This window comes from Candidatus Pelagibacter bacterium nBUS_30 (assembly GCF_051201245.1).
Lineage (GTDB): Bacteria > Pseudomonadota > Alphaproteobacteria > Pelagibacterales > Pelagibacteraceae > Pelagibacter.
In genome coordinates, this window is sequence record NZ_CP172842.1 from 921,237 (window position 1) to 938,034 (window position 16,798).

Consider the following 16,798-nt stretch of genomic DNA (forward strand, 5'->3'; position numbering starts at 1 on the left):
TCTTTGTACCCATCTGTATATTTGCCTGAGAGTTTTGCTCCTTCGGCGAGAATTTAATCTCTTTCCAGAGTTAATATGTTACGGTCCTTTTTACCTGAGAGTTTCCTGGGTGGTTGCTCCTTCGGTGTTACAAAATTTGTAATCTCTCCCGTTAACTATTAACTTATCAACTATTTACAGATGGTCAATGGGAAATACTTTTTTTACGCCTAATTAATAGTGAGTAAAATTGAATTAATACAGCAAAAATAATAATAGCTCCTCCAATTAACCCAAACATTGATGGTCTTTCACTAACAAATATAAAAGCCCAGATAGGACCCAAAACAGATTCGGATAACATTATTATTCCAACCATAGCTGAAGGTGTAGTTCTTGCTCCAGTTGTAATAAATATAAATCCTAATCCAACTTGAAAGCAACCACCTAAAAAACCTAGAAAAATATCATGTGGTGAAACCATTATTTTTGTTGAAAGTAAAAAACCAATAAAACATGAACATACACCTGCTACAAATTGAGCTGGAACCATATCAACTGTTGGATATTTTCTTACAATAATAATCAATATTGCAAAAGTAATTGGCATCGTGAAAGCTGCAAGATTTCCTGATAATTCACCTGGAGTTAATGAATTTCCAACCATTAATAAAACTCCTGTCATTGCTAAAATAATAGAAGCTAATGTAATTGCAGAAATTTTTTCTTTTAGAAAAAAATAACCAAATATTGCAAGAAATAAAATTTGAAGTGATATAATAAAATTAGTATTAGCAACTGTAGTATTATACATGGCAAATACGTACCCACAAAAACCAAAAGATAATATTATTCCTCCAAAAAAACCTGGCAAACCTGACTCATAGAATGAAGTGAAGATTTTCTTTTTATAAGTAATTATCAAAAAGGCCAGAACTGTCAGAGAAAAAAATAAAGATCTCCAAAATAAGATTTGCCATAAAGTTGAACCCTCAAATGACTTAACTATAAGCCCTCCAAAACTTAAACTGCAAGCACCTAAAAATACTAATAAAGGTCCTGGTAATTTTGTAATTATATTCATTAGATTTGTGAAATTAAATTTTGAGTTTCCATTTCATACAACTTAAACAAAGTTTCTGCATCAGATAATTCTATTTCTTTAAATTTTATTTTTGAACCAGGTGATATTTGAACTAATCTGTCATAATCAACACTAGCAACAACTCCTATTTTTGGATAACCCCCTATCGTTCCATGATCTGAAAGCATTATGATTGGATTACCATCCGCTGGAACTTGAATCACTCCTTTCAATAAACCTTCTGATTTTATATTTGTATTAACAATATTTTCTATTTCAGAGCCATTTAATCTCATTCCCATTCGATCAGATAGTTTTGATACAGTAAATTCTTTTTCAAAAAAATTACTTTTTCCTTTTTCAGAAAAATAATCAAAATTAGTTCCTTTTATAACTCTTATATTTTCTACTTTTGAGTTTAAATAATTGGTTTTCTTTTTTTGTTGATTTGTATTTATTTTGGAAACGATTAATTTTTGATTATTTTCTAATTTTTTACCGTTGTTAGAACCGATGTAAGCTTTTGTGTTTGTTGAACAACTCCCCCATTGAAATTTAAGATTAAACTCCCCACTAATAGCCAAATAACCATAAACAGATTTATTGGTCGATAAAATATCAATCTCATCTCCATTTTCTAGTTGATAACTTTCATAACAATTACCCTCTATTTCAATATCCTTTTTTCTTATCTTAAAAATAACGTCTCCAGTTAAAACAATAGTAATTTTATCTCCGTAGTACCTTAATAAAGGGCCTTGATAAGCAAATTCAATGACTGGTAAATCTGATTTATTACCGACTAGTCTATTTGCTAAGAGATAATTTCTATTGTCCATGGCTCCACTGAATGGAATTCCTATGTGATATAAATTATTTCTTCCTTTATCTTGAAATGTTGTGTTTATACCGGCTCTTATTATTTCAAAATAATTATTGCTCATTATAGTTGTTATATTCTTCTAGTGTTATTTGTTTAAATTTAACAGTGTCACCTGGGTTAATTAAATTAGGATCTTTTTCTTTTGAACTATCAAATACTTCTAACGGGGTATTTCCAATGATATTCCATCCACCTGGACTTTCAAATGTATAAATATTGGCAAACTGTTCAGTCATTCCGACAGATCCTTTGGGCACTTTTACTCTTGGAGTTTCTAAACGTTGAGCTCTCAAATTTTCATCTAAATCACCTAAAAAAGGCATGCCCGCAATAAATCCTGTCATATAACAAAAAAATTCTTTATTAAAAAAATTCTCTATAATTTTTTCTCTAGTTAAATTTAATTTTTTCTCTAATCTTTCCATGTCTAAACAAAATGAAGCATCACAACAAACTGGTACTTCTAAATTTTTATTGGTTATCTTAAAAGTTTCTTCAACATTAAGTTTTTCAATTTTATCTTTAATTTCTTTAAAATTTGTTACACGAAGATCATAAGAAATAATCAGTTTATTGTAAGATGGTGTAAGATTATTAATTCCTTCAATATTTTTTTCTTTAATTGCATTAAAATACTTAATTACCTCAGAGTTAATTTGTTTATTAACCTCGGTTCCAAAATCACAGTAAAGTGCTGCGTCGCCAAGATTTGATATATTTTTTATCATGCCATGTTATACTTCAACATTTAAGACTATGGAAATTAATATAAATTGTGATTTAGGTGAAAAATCTAAACATCATTCTAATAAGTATGATCCTGATTTACTAGAGATAGTAAACTCTGCCAATGTTGCATGTGGTTTTCATGCTGGAGATGATGAATCAATGAATCAAGTTATCCAAATATCAAAAAAAAATGGAGTAAGCATTGGCGCACATCCATCATTTAATGACCCTGAAAATTTTGGCAGACAAAGAATGAATCTTTCTTCGAGTGAAATTTCAAAACTAATCATTGATCAATATGATATTTTACAAACAATCGCAGACAATTATAAAGAGAGTGTTACCCACATTAAGCCTCATGGTGCACTTAACAACATGGCCTGTGAAGATATAGAGCTAGCGACTACTTTAGCTAAAACAATAAAAGGAATTAATAAAGATTTAATTTACCTTGTCCCAACTGGTTCGAAAATGGAAGAAGCTGCTAAAAAACTTAATATGAAAATTGCATGCGAGATTTTTGCAGATAGAAACTATGAAGATGATGGAAATCTAGTTTCTAGAAAAAAACCCCACGCACTAATCACAGACCCAGAACAAGCAAAAAAACACGTATTAAATATGGTAAAAAATCAGGCACTTAATTGTCACAGTGGAAAACAGATACCTTGTGAAATAGACTCTGTGTGCATACATGGGGATAATGAAAGTTCATTAGCTACAGCAAAATCAATTAAAGATAATTTGATTGATAATGGACTTAAATTAAAACCTTTAAACTTAATGGAGAAATTTATTTAATGTTAAAAAAATATTTATTCGCATTTTATTTGATAATTTTATTTTCAAATAGTGCACAAGCTGCTGGAACAGGTAGTGAAAGCAGTTCATCAAAAATTAAATCTAATTATGACAAAGCTGTTTCACTTATTAAACAAGCCAAAAAATATGAAAAAAAAGGTAAAACTGAAAAAGCTAATAAGAGATATGAAAAAGCTCAAAAATTATTAATTACTTCAAATAATAAAAAGCCTCTTCAAGCTGATACTTTAAATTACTTAGGTTTTACAACTAGAAAACTTGGAGATTATGAAAATGGAGAAAAATATTACCTGCTTGGTTTAGAAATTGATCCTAACCATAAAGGGATTAACGAATATTTGGGTGAGCTTTATGTTGTGACTAACAGAATTAATCTTGCAAAAGAAAGATTAAATGTATTGGCAAATTGTAATTGTGAAGAGTATGGTGAATTAAAAGAAATAATTGATGGAACAAAAACATCAAAATATTAATTCATATGCTTGACATACAAAATCCAAAAGAAGCAAGAAAAGTAATCAGAAATAACGAATATACTGAACAAACAGCTGGATCTGCAAACAGATATGTACAAGGAAATATTTGTATTTTACCAAGTAAGTACGCAATGGACTTTGCATCATTTTGTCAAAAAAATCCAAAGCCTTGTCCTCTAATAGGCTTTGGCACTAAGGGAGATCCATCTTTAAAAGATTTAGGAGACATCGATATAAGAACAGATGTACCTCAATATAGAGTATGGGAAAAAGGAAAAATTATTGATGAACCATATGATATAAAAAAATATTGGAATGAAGATTTAACAACATTTGTTTTGGGATGCTCGATGTCTTTTGAGTTACCTTTAATTGAAGCAGGAATATCTATTCAACATATAGAGAATAATACTATTGTACCAATGTATCGAACCTCAATAGATTGTGAACCAGCAGGGCAATTTTCAGGAAAACTTGTAGTATCTATGCGGCCATTGAATTCAAAAGATGCCATTAGATCAGTCCAAATTAGTTCAAGATTTCCAGCTGTTCATGGTGCACCTGTACACTTGGGCGACCCTTCGGAAATTGGTATAAAAGATATAATGAATCCAGAATATGGTGATCCGCCAAAAGCATTTAAGAATAATGAAATTCCAGTTTTTTGGGCTTGTGGAGTAACACCACAATCTGTTTTGCAAGATTCGAAACCAGATTTTTGTATAACACACAGTCCTGGAAAAATGCTTATAACTGATAAACTAAATAATGATTTAGCAGCCTTATAATTAATTTCCTAAAAAAACTTTTGTAACTTTATCGTTATCAATTAGATCCTCTGATTTTCCATCAATAACTAACCTTCCACTTTCAAGTACATAGCCTCTATCAGCCATACTAAGAGCCAATCTAACATTTTGCTCAACAAACAAAATTGATATTCCTTCGTTAACAATATTTTTAAAAATCTTAATTAAATCTTTCATTACTATTGGTGACAAACCTAAAAAAGGTTCATCAACCATTAAAAGTTTTGGAAGCCCCATCATGCCTCTAGCTATTGCCAACATTTGTTGTTCACCGCCAGACATTGTCCTCGCTAATTGGCTTGATCTAGCTTCAAGTTTTGGAAAGATCTTATAAATTTTATTTAGTGAATTATCTAATTCCTTTTTAGCTGCAGGGTGCCAAGCGCCAAGTAAAAGATTTTGCATTACAGTCAAATGAGGAAAAACTCTTCTTCTTTCAAGAACATGAGATATACCTAGTGCAGTTCTTTTATGCGTAGGCTCTTTAGAGATTAAATTGTTATCAAAATGTATACTTCCATTCTTATGATGTACTAAATTACTTATTGTGTTTAAAATTGTACTTTTACCAGAACCGTTTGGGCCTAAAAGAGCAACCATTTCTGCTTTCTTAACATTTATAGATACGTCCCAAATTACTTGAAAGTCATCGTATAAAACATCAATATTTTTAATATCAAGTAGCATCGAATGTTCCTAAATAAGAGTCTACAACCTGTTTATTATTTTGAATTTCTTTAGGAGAGCCATGGGCTATTCTTTCTCCTTGATCTAGAGCTAAGATATTATCTGAAATCTCCATAATGATATTAATATTATGTTCGATCGTAACAATTGTAACTCCTGACTTTTTGAGTTTTTTGATAAGTTCCACGAGACCAGGTATAGTTTTTTGGTCAACACCACCTGTTACTTCGTCCATTAGTAATAATTTTGGCTCTATTGCCATTGCCCTTGCCATCTCAAGTCTTTTTCTTTGTCCTGTAGAAAGCTCTTTTGCAAAATGATGTCTCTTCTCAATCAAGTCAACAAAATCAATTATTTCTAAAGCTTTATCTCTAGCTTTTTTAATATTTTTTTCTTTAACAAACGAACCTATCATTACATTTTCAAGCAATGTTTGATCTGCAAATGGTTTTAATTTTTGAAATGTTCTTCCAATACCTAGTTTGCTTATTTTGTCAGGAGTTAATCCATAAATATTTTTTTCAAAAAATTTAACATCACCAGTATCAGCTTTTGTATAACCTGTGATTAAGTCAAATAAAGTAGATTTTCCCGCACCATTTGGACCGATTACACCAAGTATAGAACCCTCTTCAACCTCAAAAGAAATATTATTGTTTGCTTTAATTCCACCAAAAGCTCTGCTTAAATTTTCTACAGATAAAATTTTCATCTTTGTTTTTTTCTCTCTAAAATATTTTTTGGAACAAAAGATATAAGTCCATCTGGTCTAAAGACACAAATTAACATTAATATTAGTCCATAAATGATTAGATCTACTGCACCACCTGTACCACCTAAATATATTCTTGAATATTCTGAAATTGGAATCAAGATTGCTGCTCCAAGTAATGGACCCCAAACATTACCTATTCCTCCAAGGACAGTTATCAACAAAACAATAATTGATATTTCAATATTAAAAACTCTATCAGGATCAATTATTAAAATGTATTGAGCAAACAAACTTCCCATCGGAGCCATAATCATTGCTGATATTACATAAGCAATAATTTTATAATTTGAAACATTAATACACAAACTTAATGCCGCTTGAGGATCATCTCTCACAGCTCTTAATCTAAATCCTAATTTTGATCTACTTAAGATCCAAACCAAATAAAAAGTGATTAAAAAAAATACTAAAAAAACATAATAGTAAGGCATTTTACTTGTGTGAAATTGAAGCGCTAACCAAGAGTCACCAGATGTCATTGGAACCCATAAACCAGATGCTGCACCAACTAAATCCCATCTTTGAAAAACTACTTGAAAACTTATGCCTATCAGCAAAGTTGCGATTGCAAAATAATGCCCACTTAATCTAAGCATTGGTATTCCAATTAAAACTGCTGCAATTCCTGAAAAAATTATTCCAAAAAATATACTTATCCAAGGAGAAATACCATACTGAACATAAAAAAATGAAGTTGCATAAGCTCCTATGCCAAAGAAAGCACCATGGCCAAGACTAATCTGGCCAGAAAATCCAGCTATCACGTTCCAAGATTGCGCCATAACAGCATGCATAAAAATCATGATCATTAAATGGAGATAAAAAGAGTTTAATCCAAAATGAGGTAGTGCAAACAATAATAAAACTATGCCAGCAATTAATGAAATAATTTTTTTGTCTGTGTTCCAAAGTGGCTCTGCTTGTGCGGTTAATAATTTATCGTTCATTAATATCTACCAAATAAACCTTGGGGTTTATAAATCACTACTAATAAATATATTGCAAAGACATACAAAAGTTTAAAAGATGGATCTATCAATAAGCCACCTAATGACTCGACAAGACCAATAATTATTCCTGCATACAAACAGCCAATAATACTTCCAAAACCACCTAGAGCTACAGCAACGAACGCAAATAAAGCAAAATTAATTCCTACATCAGTAAAAATGAAAAAATAGTTAGCCATCATTCCTCCTGCTATACCTACACATCCAAGTCCGATTGCCCATCCAATTGCAAACATTTTGTTTGATGGAATTCCTAAAATTTCAGCAGCGTGTCTATCCTGAGCTGTAGCTTGTAAAGCTAAACCAGTTTCAGTTTTTGTAACAAATAAATATAAAGCTATAAAAGCAACCAAACATACTAAGCTTGCTACTAGTTGTGGTTGACCAATAAAAACAGATCCTATTTCAAGCCTACCCTCCAATAAAGGTTTTTCTACATTTCTAAAATCTGGTGTCCATAATAATTGAGCTATAGATCTTATGAATATTGATAACCCAAAAGTAGCACAGATTTGAATCAACATTTTTGCTTTTAAGATGTATCTAATTAAAAAATAGTGTGTGAGTATTCCACATACAGCCATCAATAAAATTGTAATCGGAATTGAAAAAATAGGATCAATCCCAAATAATGACCACAGCCAAAATGAAGAAAACATTGATAGCATTAAATGTTCACCGTGAGCAAAATTCACAATATCCATTAGACCAAAAATTAAACTCAATCCTGCAGCTATTAAGGCATAAATCAATCCCATCATTAGACCAGTCACAATTGCTTGAAGAATAATCTCTGATGTCATTTAGAACAAATATAAATTAGAATACGTATAAACATTATATATATTCGCAAAAGTATATCATTGAATTGATTTTATATATGGTATTTAATTAATTATTAACAAAAACAAATATGAGGGGAAATAAATGAAAAAATTAATACTTGCAGTATTTACTTTTTTATCATTAATTTGTGCGCCTGTAATAAGTTCTGCACAAGATGTTAAAATTGGAGTATTGTATCCATTAACTGGTCCTGTGGCCCAAGTCGGTAAGGATGCGGTTGCTGCAGTACAAACTGCGTTAGATATTATTAATAATAGCCACAATATTCCTGGAATGCCTTTAGCAAAAGATGCTGGCCTAAAAGGTTTAGGTGGTGGAAAAATTTCAATTGTTGTTGGTGACCATGGTGGAAAACCAGATATTGGGGTTGGTGAAACAGAAAAAATGTTAAATTCTGATAAAGTTCACGCAATGTTTGGAGCTTACTATTCATCAGTTACTGGTGCAGCTAGTCAAGTTTCTGAAAGAGCTGGTATACCTTGGGTTAATGGTGAGTCTACATCTCCAAAATTAACAACAAGAGGATTTAAATATTTCTTTAGAGTTACTCCACACGATGGTGAATTTACTCAATTAATGTTTGAATTTATGAACGACTTCAACAAAAAGAATAATAACAAATTAAATACACTTGGTATTATTCATGAAGATACTTTGTGGGGATCTGATAGTGGTGGAACACAAAATAAAATGGCTAAAGACCAAGGATTTAAAGTTGTTGAAAAAATTAGCTATAAAGCAAAAACAACATCTTTAAGTTCTGAAGTACAAAGATTGAAAGCAAAAAACCCTGATGTTTTATTGCCATCATCTTATACTGCTGATGCTTATTTGTTTTTAAATACTGCTAAAGAACTTGATTACAACCCTAAACTTTTAGTTGCACAAAATGCTGGATATACTGATCCAAAATTTATAGCTACTATGGGAAGTAAAGCTGAAGGTGTAATTACAAGATCTCCTTTTAATACTGACTTGGCTACTACAATTCCAATGATTGGTACTGTAAATGATCTTTTCAAAACACACTCAGGTGGAAGAGATCTATCTGATGTGCCAGCTAGAGCTTTTACTGGTTTTATGGCATTAGCGAATGCAATTAATAATGCTGGATCAACTGATCCTGAAAAAATTAGACAAGCGCTAGTTAATTTAGATATGTCGTCAGACTCTTTAATTGTTCCTTATAGAGGAATTAAATTTGGTGCTGATGGTCAGAATGAAAAAACTAGAGGTATTTTGATGCAAGTTCAAGGTGGTAAATATTGTACAGTTTACCCATTTGAATTAGCTGCATGTAAATTGCAGTATCCAATGCCTACTTGGTCTCAAAAATAATTTTAGATAAAATTAAAGGCGGTCATTAATTTGACCGCCTTTTTTTTATACTTTTTATTGAATTATTATAAATTTAAAATAATATTAACTTACCTTGATTGAAGAACTTGTTATTTTAACTAAAATTATTTTTATCACTATTATCTTAACAGCTGATAACGCGGTTATAGTTGGTTCAATTGCAGCAAACTTCGTACCCAAAAATAGGAAACAAATTATTTTATGGGGTGTTGCAGGAGCTTTTGTATTCAAAATTTTTTTTGCACTATTTGCTACTTACTTATTTAAATTTTATTTCATTAAAATTTTGGGAGGATTATTATTAATTTGGATAGTCAACGATTTGAGAAAAGATTTAGTTGATATTAAAAAGATTAAATCACAAACTAAAAAAGCACGAGAACCTTCTTACATAAGTAGTATTGGAAAAGTTTTATTTGCAGATATTATGATCAGCTTTGACAACGTCATTGGAGTTGTTGCTGCAGCAAAAGAATATTTTGGATTTATGATTTTCGGCCTCGTTTTATCAGTCGTACTAACTGGAGCTCTAGCGACATATATGGCAAATTATATACAGAAACATATCTGGATAGCTTATATGGGATTGATATTTATTCTTATTGTAGGGTTACAATTAATAATTGGTGGATTAGTTGATCTTGAAATTTTAGAAATTAACGAGGAATTTATTAAATATTTTTAGTTAATAAGAATGTTTCTTTAGTGGAAACTTTTTTTGTTTCACATCCTTAGAATAATTAGATACTGCTTTTTTTATTTCTTTTCTAATATTGCTATATTTCTTAACAAACCTTACATCTATTGGATTAAGTCCAATCAAATCATCTAATACTAAAATCTGCCCATCACAATTATTTGATGCCCCTATTCCTATAGTTGGAATACTAATTTGATTTGTTACTTTTTTTGCTAGAGAAGTTTCTACGCATTCAAGAACGATTGAAAACACACCTGCACTTTCTAATAATTTGGCATCATTTAAAATCTTATTTCTTTCAGAGCTTTTTTTTCCTTTGTATTTAAAGGTTTTATCTGATTGTGGGAGCAATCCTACATGACCCATTACTGGTATTTTATTTTTAGTTAAAGTTTTAACAATATTATAAATTTTTTTTCCACCTTCTAATTTAACAGCATCACATTTTGTAATTGAAATTATTTTTTTTGCATTTTTAAGTGCTTCTTTAGAATTTCGATATGTGTTATGTGGCATATCGACAACCATTAAACTTTTTTTTATACCCATTCTCACACTTTTTGAATGCTCTATCATAGTCTTTAAGCTTACTTCTCTTGTAGACTTGTAATTGTATAAAACTGAACCAAGTGAATCTCCTACTAAAATTATATCGCAGAAGTTATCCAAGATTGAAGCAGTATTTTTCGAATAGGCAGTTAAACTAACAATCTTTGATTTATTTTTTTTTTTAATTATATCTAATATTTGCTTTTTCATCGACTTACCACGAGCCGGTATTTTCCATTGAAGCCCAAGGTTCTTTAGGCTCTAAATTTCCTTCTTGAAGTATTTCAATTGAAATATTGTCTGGAGATCTAACAAATGCCATATGGCCATCTCGGGGTGGTCTATTTATAGTATAGCCCATATCCATTAATCTTTGACAAGTCTCATAAATATTATCAACCCTATAAGCTAAATGGCCAAAATTTCTTGAACCTTCTCCAAGTTCATCACCATCCCAATTATATGTTAATTCAATTTCTGCTTTTTCATCATTTTGAGCAGCAAGAAAGACAAGAGTAAATCTACCCTTTTCATTTTCCATACGTCTTGTTTCTTTTAAACCTAATCCATCACAAAAAAATTTTAATGACTCATCAATATTTTTAACTCTGATCATAGTATGCAAATATTTCATATGACTAATTTATAGTTCAAAACTACTCTAATTCAATAGTACTAGGTGGTTTTGAGGTAATATCATAAACAACTCTATTGATACCTCTTATGCTATTCACTATTTGATTAGAAATTGTTTCCATGAAAGACTTCTTGAACTCATAAAAATCTGCTGTCATTCCATCTTCAGAAGTAATTGCTCTTAATAGACATAAATACTCATAAGTACGATTGTCACCCATAACACCTACTGTTTTAACTGGTAACAAAGCAGCATATGCTTGCCAAATTTTATGATAAAGACCATGATCTTTTAAAGCTTGAATAAAATAATAATCAGCTTCTTTAAGTATTTTAATTTTATCATTTGTAATTATCCCTGGCATTCTAATTGCTAGACCAGGTCCTGGGAAAGGGTGCCTTGAGATAATATCCTTGCTTAAATTTAACTCTAAACCTAATTTTCTAACTTCATCTTTAAAAAGAAATTTTAAGGGTTCAACAAGTTTTAATTTCATTTTTTTTGGAAGGCCACCAACATTGTGGTGTGATTTAATTTTAGAAGTTTGACTGCCTGTAACAGATTTACTTTCAATTAGATCAGGATAAAGAGTGCCTTGGGCTAAAAATTTAACATTTCTTATTTTTTTTGCATATCTTTCGAATATTTTTATAAAAAGATTACCGATAATTTTTCTCTTTTTTTCAGGATCAGAAACATTATGAAGTTTTTTTAAAAATTCTTTTTCAGCATTTACATAAATCAAATTCATTTTTAAGCGTTTTTTAAAAGTCTGAACAACCTGTACTTCTTCGTTTTTTCTCAGGAGACCAGTATTAACAAAAATACAATATAATTTTTTACCTATAGCTTTATTAAGTAATTGAGCCACCACACTACTATCAACACCACCTGATAAAGCACAAATAACTTTTTCAGATCCAACTTGATCTTTAACTTCCCTAATTAGCTGAATTTTTTGATCTTTAGATGACCAATTGCGTTTAATTTTGCAAATCAAAAAAATAAAATTACTAATCAATTTTTTTCCATTTTCAGTGTGGGTTACCTCTGGATGAAACTGAATTCCATAAAATTTTTTTAATTTGTTTTCTACAATAGCAAATTTTGAATTAGTGCTTGATGCTATTACTTTAAAATTTTGTGGAAGTTTTGATACTTGATCAGCATGACTCATCCAGACTTTTTTTAATTTTTGTTTATTAAAAAAATTCTTAGTTAATAGGCTTTCATTTTTTTTATAAATATTTGCTAATCCAAATTCACGGTGCTTTGATTGCTTGACTTTACCTCCATTAAGCTTAGATAATATTTGATGTCCAAAACAAATTCCTAGAATAGGGATATTTGAATTTATAATTTTTTTATCAAATGAATATTTGTTTATTTGATAAACGTTTAAAGGTCCGCCAGATAAAATAATTCCTTTAATTGATCTATTAACATCTTTGATTTTGATTTTTTTGTGACTTATTATTTCAGAAAAAACCCCTAATTCTCTTATTCTTCTAGCAATTAACTGGGTAAATTGAGAACCAAAATCTATTATTAAGATTTTATTAAGATTTTGATCAAGACTCATTTTTAGGTTCTATATTTTTTAGTGACTCTTGAATTTGTTTGTTTTCATCACATAATATATCACAAACTTTAGTAAAAGTTTCTGAAAGATCTTTTACTTTAGAATAATTTGATTTTTTCAATGCTATCTTCATCAACATTAATAAAACTTCTTCATTATCAGGTTCAATTAATAATGCTGTTTCTAAATTGTTTTCTTCTTTTCTCTGGTTTTCTTCATGGTTATAAATTTTAGCTAAATATAGATATGATTTAGCATCTTTAGGGTTAAAAACTATATTCCTCTCAAACAAAAATCTTGCATCTTCATATTTTTTATTTTGAAACTTTTTTAAAGCTTCCTCAAAAAAATTTGATTTACTATGTGCGTTTGTAAATAAAAAAAATACTATACAGATAGAGGTAATAATTTTAAAAATTTTACTCATTAATATTTACTATCATTTTTAACCTCATCAACATTGTGAACCATGCTTTCATAAAAACCAGCTTTAGTAATTTTTACAAAATTTGGTTTATTTCTTAATTTAATAATATTTTTTGAACCAAGATAACCCATAGATGATCTAAGTCCTCCGATCAATTTATATATAATACTGCCTACATCGCCTTTGTATTTCACAAATCCTTCAACACCTTCAGGAACATATTTTGATGTATCTTTTTGTTTTGATTGAAAATATCTGTCAGCTGAACCTTTGTTCATAGCACCAACCGAACCCATTCCTCTAAAGCTTTTAAATAATTTTCCTTTTTTTTTAATTAATTTTCCCGGCGTCTCGTCTGTACCAGCAAATAATGAACCAATCATTATTGCATCAGCTCCTGCTGCAAAAGCTTTGGCAAGATCTCCTGAATACTTAATACCACCATCTGAAATGATCTTTATATTTTTGTTTTTTAAACCATTTCTCACTGATAAAATTGCACTTAATTGGGGCACGCCTATTCCAGCAACCAATCTAGTTGTACAAATAGAGCCTGGTCCTATACCAACTTTAATAATATCTACTCCTAATTTAATCAAAAACTTTGCTGCTTCGGGAGTTGCAATATTTCCAGCACACAATGCTATTTTATTATTTTTTAACTTTTTTATAAATTTAATTATTTCAGCCACTTTTTTCGTGTGTCCATGAGCTGTATCTACAACTATTAAATCAACACCTTCTTTAATAATTGCTTTTGCTCTTATAAACTCTTTAGGTCCAGCACCTACTGCTGCACCTACTAGTAATTTTTGTTTTTTTACTTTTTTAATTTCTAATATTTGTTTTTTAATATCCAGGTTTCTGTGAATAACTCCTATACCACCCGCTCTTGCGATAGCTATCGCCATTTTACTTTCTGTGACTGTGTCCATTGCTGAGGATAATAATGGTATTTTTAACTTTAAATTCTTTGTTAATATGACAGCTGTTTCAACTTCTGAAGGTAATATTTCTGAGTATTTTGGCGCTAATGTAACGTCATCAAAGGTAAGTGCTTCTTTAATAGGAACCATAATCTTTTATATATGATTCCTTAAAAAATTAAAGTCTCTATCTAAGTTTTTGACAAATAATAAAACTTTCCTTGGAGTCTTTCCTGCTAGATTTGGGTTTGAAAACCTTAACTTCTTTAAAATATTTTTTACCTTCTGCGACTATTTCGTTAAATGTACCGCCCATAAATATTTTAGAAACAAAATAACCATTAACATCCAATATATCTTTTGCAAAAAACATTGCTTCTTTGCACAATTCTCCTGTTTGAATAGAGTCTATATTTTTAATACCAGTAGTATTTACTGCCATATCAGACATCACTACATCTACTTTATTATTAATATGTTTTTTTATTTCATCTTGAGTTTTTTCTTCTGTAAAATCTCCATGTATCTGAACTGTATTGCCAATAGGTTCCATTTCTTTTAGATCAATTGATATCAATCTGCCACTTTTTGCAACTTTAGTAGCATATTGAGACCAACTTCCAGGGGCAGCACCAATATCTATAACTGAAATGCCTCCCTTAAATATTTTAAATTTCTCATCTATCTCGATTAATTTATATGCTGATCTTGCTCTGTAGCCATCTATCTTAGATTGTTTTACGTAAGTATCTCGTCTTTGTTTATTAACCCAGTTTTTAGAAATTTTATTCTTTTTCAATTAATTATCAAACCTTAAGCTTTTACTCACAGTTTTTCCTTGAAGTGTCTTGATATCTATGGTGATTTCTTTATTGAGTCTCATATCTTTATTGTCTTGCCATATACCAGCCGCTAAGTGCATTATTCCAATTTTATAATTTGGCAAATAAGGTTCTACAAAGATAGAATTTTCTTCATCAAACTTTGGTAAAAGATTACTTGTTAACCAATTACAATTTAATGGTAAAAATTCAGTTTCAATATTATTGATGTAAACAGACATATTCATTGCTAACTGCTCTGAACCAAATATATCGCCACCTTTTAAAGTTTGTTCTAAATTTTCCTGCCAAGTTTTCCAAGCACTTGAATTTTTTTCTAGCGAAAAAACTCCAATATTTATGTGGGGTGCAAATGCAAGTTTTCTAGCTTTATTGTAACTAATATTTGATTTTATAGCGTGTTTAAAATTTTGAGATTTTATAATCGCTAATTTACCAAAAACCCAATTTACTTTTGAAGTTATCTTGTAACCAGGCCCAATAGTTTGAGTAATTCCTAATTTACCATTTTCACATGCCTTAAAGTATATTTCTATAGTCTTCCAATCATTGACCCAAGCATCACAATCAATCCATAAAAATTTTTCATAACTTGGAAAATATTTTGGTAAAAATGCTCTCGAGACCTGGCTTTTAAGCCATTCTCTTCCTTGAATTTTGCTGTCTGGAACTTCTATATCCCATTCAGCTGATTTTATTTCATCAACTTTTAACGATAATTTTTCTTTTTGCACATCAGTTAAACCAGCATCTAAAATACAAATAGCAACATTGCTAATTTCTTCAAATCTTTTAATAGAATCGATTAATTCATTCAATAATGGGAAATAGTTAGAGTCCGCTAGTGATACAATAACGTTTTTTTTCATTACAGCACATCTTCAAGATCATCATCTTCTTCAATAGAATCTTTATCCTGATTTTGTTTTTTTAACTTTTGATAATGAAAAAAACTTATTGGCAACATCAATAAATAAATAACAGCACTTACTGATATCATATTGAAAGGATAGATTAAAAGTAATCCAAAAAATAATACTATTCCAAATAATAAAAAAATAGTTGTCTTTCTTTGAATAACTATCTTTTTAAATGAATAACTGGGAAATTTACTAATTAGTAATAAAGAAGTTGTTATAAAAAACGCTGGAACAATAATATCATAATTTAACTGAATATAATTAAAATTTGTCAAGCTTATGATTAAAGGAGTTAGCACAAGAATACCTCCAGCTGGTGATGGTACTCCCTCAAAAAAATTATCTCTCCATGAAGGTTCTTGGTTTGAGTTTACATTAAATCTTGCTAGTCTTAATGCTACACAAATTACATAAATTAAACATACAAGCCATCCAAACCTTCCCAATGTATTTAACTTCCAAAAATACATAACAAACGCAGGGGCTACACCAAAACTAATCATATCTGTTAAGGAATCTAATTCTTTACCTACTTTTGATGTTCCTTTAATCAATCTTGCAATTCTTCCGTCCAAACCATCAATCAATGCTGCAAAAATTATTGCTATAATCGCAAATTCAAATTTGCCATCTAAAGCAAATCTAATAGAGGTTAATCCAATACAAACACCTATTAACGTGAGCATGTTTGGTAAAATTACCCTAGCATTTTTTTTGTCTGTTATAATTTTTAAATTATTTTTTGGTTGTTCCATT

20 protein-coding genes and 1 riboswitch are annotated in these 16,798 nt (G+C 29.9%); of the genes, 5 read left to right on the forward strand and 15 right to left on the reverse strand.

Annotation, left to right across the window (positions count from 1 at the left end; genetic code table 11):
- Positions 1-71: 71 nt before the first annotated feature.
- Positions 72-162, reverse strand: a riboswitch (glycine riboswitch).
- 22 nt (positions 163-184) lie between these two features.
- From ACIJYE_RS05020 to ACIJYE_RS05030, 3 genes are read right to left on the reverse strand one after another with little or no spacing between them, the layout of a single operon-like run.
- Entirely contained in the window at positions 185-1,063 is an 879-nt protein-coding gene (locus ACIJYE_RS05020; protein WP_435089707.1) for a DMT family transporter, read from the reverse strand.
- Positions 1,063-2,007, reverse strand: a complete 945-nt coding sequence (locus tag ACIJYE_RS05025; protein WP_435089709.1) for a biotin-dependent carboxyltransferase family protein — start codon at positions 2,005-2,007, stop codon at positions 1,063-1,065. Before ACIJYE_RS05025 ends, ACIJYE_RS05020 begins: the two co-directional genes overlap by 1 nt.
- The gene (locus tag ACIJYE_RS05030) at positions 1,997-2,674 is read right to left on the reverse strand and encodes a 5-oxoprolinase subunit B family protein (RefSeq protein WP_435089711.1); all 678 of its coding nucleotides are present in this window, start codon (positions 2,672-2,674) and stop codon (positions 1,997-1,999) included. Before ACIJYE_RS05030 ends, ACIJYE_RS05025 begins: the two co-directional genes overlap by 11 nt.
- Before the next feature lie 28 nt (positions 2,675-2,702).
- Between ACIJYE_RS05030 and ACIJYE_RS05035 the strand changes: the two genes are divergently transcribed.
- From ACIJYE_RS05035 to ACIJYE_RS05045, 3 genes are read left to right on the forward strand one after another with little or no spacing between them, the layout of a single operon-like run.
- Positions 2,703-3,476, forward strand: coding sequence for a 5-oxoprolinase subunit PxpA (locus tag ACIJYE_RS05035; protein WP_435089712.1), 774 nt, complete (start codon positions 2,703-2,705; stop codon positions 3,474-3,476).
- A complete protein-coding gene (locus tag ACIJYE_RS05040; RefSeq protein WP_435089713.1) occupies positions 3,476-3,970 on the forward strand; it encodes a tetratricopeptide repeat protein in 495 nt (164 codons plus the stop codon). Before ACIJYE_RS05035 ends, ACIJYE_RS05040 begins: the two co-directional genes overlap by 1 nt.
- Before the next feature lie 5 nt (positions 3,971-3,975).
- Positions 3,976-4,761: a putative hydro-lyase gene (locus ACIJYE_RS05045; protein ID WP_435089714.1), complete on the forward strand. Its 786-nt coding sequence runs from the start codon at positions 3,976-3,978 to the stop codon at positions 4,759-4,761.
- Here ACIJYE_RS05045 and ACIJYE_RS05050 read toward each other — a convergent pair whose 3' ends face one another.
- Genes ACIJYE_RS05050 through ACIJYE_RS05065 form a run of 4 tightly spaced genes read right to left on the reverse strand, consistent with a single transcriptional unit; the run spans position 4,762 to position 8,057 of the window.
- Complete coding sequence (locus ACIJYE_RS05050) at positions 4,762-5,469, reverse strand: ABC transporter ATP-binding protein (protein WP_435089716.1); 708 nt, start codon at positions 5,467-5,469, stop codon at positions 4,762-4,764. It lies immediately after the preceding gene.
- Positions 5,459-6,181 (reverse strand): ABC transporter ATP-binding protein, encoded by a 723-nt coding sequence (locus ACIJYE_RS05055; protein WP_435089717.1) that lies wholly within the window; start codon positions 6,179-6,181, stop codon positions 5,459-5,461. Before ACIJYE_RS05055 ends, ACIJYE_RS05050 begins: the two co-directional genes overlap by 11 nt.
- Positions 6,178-7,191 carry a branched-chain amino acid ABC transporter permease gene (locus ACIJYE_RS05060; protein WP_435089718.1) on the reverse strand — a complete coding sequence of 338 codons (1,014 nt, stop codon included), beginning with the start codon at positions 7,189-7,191 and terminating at the stop codon, positions 6,178-6,180. Before ACIJYE_RS05060 ends, ACIJYE_RS05055 begins: the two co-directional genes overlap by 4 nt.
- Positions 7,191-8,057: a branched-chain amino acid ABC transporter permease gene (locus ACIJYE_RS05065; protein ID WP_435087730.1), complete on the reverse strand. Its 867-nt coding sequence runs from the start codon at positions 8,055-8,057 to the stop codon at positions 7,191-7,193. The genes ACIJYE_RS05060 and ACIJYE_RS05065 overlap by 1 nt, the downstream gene beginning before the upstream one ends.
- 124 nt (positions 8,058-8,181) lie before the next feature.
- On the opposite strand from ACIJYE_RS05065, the gene ACIJYE_RS05070 reads away from it, so the two are divergent.
- Both ACIJYE_RS05070 and ACIJYE_RS05075 read left to right on the forward strand, forming a co-directional pair.
- Entirely contained in the window at positions 8,182-9,438 is a 1,257-nt protein-coding gene (locus tag ACIJYE_RS05070; RefSeq protein ID WP_435089720.1) for an ABC transporter substrate-binding protein, read from the forward strand.
- Between the two features lie 94 nt (positions 9,439-9,532).
- The gene (locus ACIJYE_RS05075; protein WP_435089722.1) at positions 9,533-10,144 is read left to right on the forward strand and encodes a YjbE family putative metal transport protein; all 612 of its coding nucleotides are present in this window, start codon (positions 9,533-9,535) and stop codon (positions 10,142-10,144) included.
- Here ACIJYE_RS05075 and panB read toward each other — a convergent pair whose 3' ends face one another.
- From panB to pssA, 8 genes are read right to left on the reverse strand one after another with little or no spacing between them, the layout of a single operon-like run.
- Positions 10,145-10,918, reverse strand: coding sequence for a 3-methyl-2-oxobutanoate hydroxymethyltransferase (panB, locus tag ACIJYE_RS05080; protein WP_435089723.1), 774 nt, complete (start codon positions 10,916-10,918; stop codon positions 10,145-10,147). It abuts the gene before it with no gap.
- Positions 10,919-10,922: 4 nt separating this feature from the next.
- Positions 10,923-11,342, reverse strand: coding sequence for a VOC family protein (locus ACIJYE_RS05085; RefSeq protein WP_435089724.1), 420 nt, complete (start codon positions 11,340-11,342; stop codon positions 10,923-10,925).
- 22 nt (positions 11,343-11,364) lie between these two features.
- A complete protein-coding gene (guaA, locus tag ACIJYE_RS05090; RefSeq protein WP_435089725.1) occupies positions 11,365-12,927 on the reverse strand; it encodes a glutamine-hydrolyzing GMP synthase in 1,563 nt (520 codons plus the stop codon).
- Entirely contained in the window at positions 12,917-13,354 is a 438-nt protein-coding gene (locus ACIJYE_RS05095) for a tetratricopeptide repeat protein (protein WP_435089727.1), read from the reverse strand. The genes guaA and ACIJYE_RS05095 overlap by 11 nt, the downstream gene beginning before the upstream one ends.
- Positions 13,354-14,430, reverse strand: a complete 1,077-nt coding sequence (gene guaB, locus ACIJYE_RS05100; RefSeq protein ID WP_435089728.1) for an IMP dehydrogenase — start codon at positions 14,428-14,430, stop codon at positions 13,354-13,356. The genes ACIJYE_RS05095 and guaB overlap by 1 nt, the downstream gene beginning before the upstream one ends.
- A 37-nt stretch (positions 14,431-14,467) precedes the next feature.
- The gene (locus ACIJYE_RS05105; RefSeq protein ID WP_435089730.1) at positions 14,468-15,079 is read right to left on the reverse strand and encodes an RlmE family RNA methyltransferase; all 612 of its coding nucleotides are present in this window, start codon (positions 15,077-15,079) and stop codon (positions 14,468-14,470) included.
- Positions 15,080-15,991 carry a glycosyltransferase gene (locus tag ACIJYE_RS05110; protein ID WP_435089731.1) on the reverse strand — a complete coding sequence of 304 codons (912 nt, stop codon included), beginning with the start codon at positions 15,989-15,991 and terminating at the stop codon, positions 15,080-15,082.
- A complete protein-coding gene (pssA, locus tag ACIJYE_RS05115) occupies positions 15,991-16,797 on the reverse strand; it encodes a CDP-diacylglycerol--serine O-phosphatidyltransferase (protein ID WP_435089732.1) in 807 nt (268 codons plus the stop codon). The genes ACIJYE_RS05110 and pssA overlap by 1 nt, the downstream gene beginning before the upstream one ends.
- Between the last annotated feature and the right edge of the window lies 1 nt (position 16,798).

Bases quoted from the DNA above. Each gene is read 5' to 3' on its own strand.
- ACIJYE_RS05020 (WP_435089707.1), bottom strand. From the start codon at position 1,063: ATGAATATAATTACAAAATTACCAGGACCTTTATTAGTATTTTTAGGT.
- ACIJYE_RS05025 (WP_435089709.1), bottom strand. From the start codon at position 2,007: ATGAGCAATAATTATTTTGAAATAATAAGAGCCGGTATAAACACAACA.
- ACIJYE_RS05030 (WP_435089711.1), bottom strand. From the start codon at position 2,674: ATGATAAAAAATATATCAAATCTTGGCGACGCAGCACTTTACTGTGAT.
- ACIJYE_RS05035 (WP_435089712.1), top strand. From the start codon at position 2,703: ATGGAAATTAATATAAATTGTGATTTAGGTGAAAAATCTAAACATCAT.
- ACIJYE_RS05040 (WP_435089713.1), top strand. From the start codon at position 3,476: ATGTTAAAAAAATATTTATTCGCATTTTATTTGATAATTTTATTTTCA.
- ACIJYE_RS05045 (WP_435089714.1), top strand. From the start codon at position 3,976: ATGCTTGACATACAAAATCCAAAAGAAGCAAGAAAAGTAATCAGAAAT.
- ACIJYE_RS05050 (WP_435089716.1), bottom strand. From the start codon at position 5,469: ATGCTACTTGATATTAAAAATATTGATGTTTTATACGATGACTTTCAA.
- ACIJYE_RS05055 (WP_435089717.1), bottom strand. From the start codon at position 6,181: ATGAAAATTTTATCTGTAGAAAATTTAAGCAGAGCTTTTGGTGGAATT.
- ACIJYE_RS05060 (WP_435089718.1), bottom strand. From the start codon at position 7,191: ATGAACGATAAATTATTAACCGCACAAGCAGAGCCACTTTGGAACACA.
- ACIJYE_RS05065 (WP_435087730.1), bottom strand. From the start codon at position 8,057: ATGACATCAGAGATTATTCTTCAAGCAATTGTGACTGGTCTAATGATG.
- ACIJYE_RS05070 (WP_435089720.1), top strand. From the start codon at position 8,182: ATGAAAAAATTAATACTTGCAGTATTTACTTTTTTATCATTAATTTGT.
- panB (WP_435089723.1), bottom strand. From the start codon at position 10,918: ATGAAAAAGCAAATATTAGATATAATTAAAAAAAAAAATAAATCAAAG.
- ACIJYE_RS05085 (WP_435089724.1), bottom strand. From the start codon at position 11,342: ATGAAATATTTGCATACTATGATCAGAGTTAAAAATATTGATGAGTCA.
- guaA (WP_435089725.1), bottom strand. From the start codon at position 12,927: ATGAGTCTTGATCAAAATCTTAATAAAATCTTAATAATAGATTTTGGT.
- ACIJYE_RS05095 (WP_435089727.1), bottom strand. From the start codon at position 13,354: ATGAGTAAAATTTTTAAAATTATTACCTCTATCTGTATAGTATTTTTT.
- guaB (WP_435089728.1), bottom strand. From the start codon at position 14,430: ATGGTTCCTATTAAAGAAGCACTTACCTTTGATGACGTTACATTAGCG.
- ACIJYE_RS05110 (WP_435089731.1), bottom strand. From the start codon at position 15,991: ATGAAAAAAAACGTTATTGTATCACTAGCGGACTCTAACTATTTCCCA.
- pssA (WP_435089732.1), bottom strand. From the start codon at position 16,797: ATGGAACAACCAAAAAATAATTTAAAAATTATAACAGACAAAAAAAAT.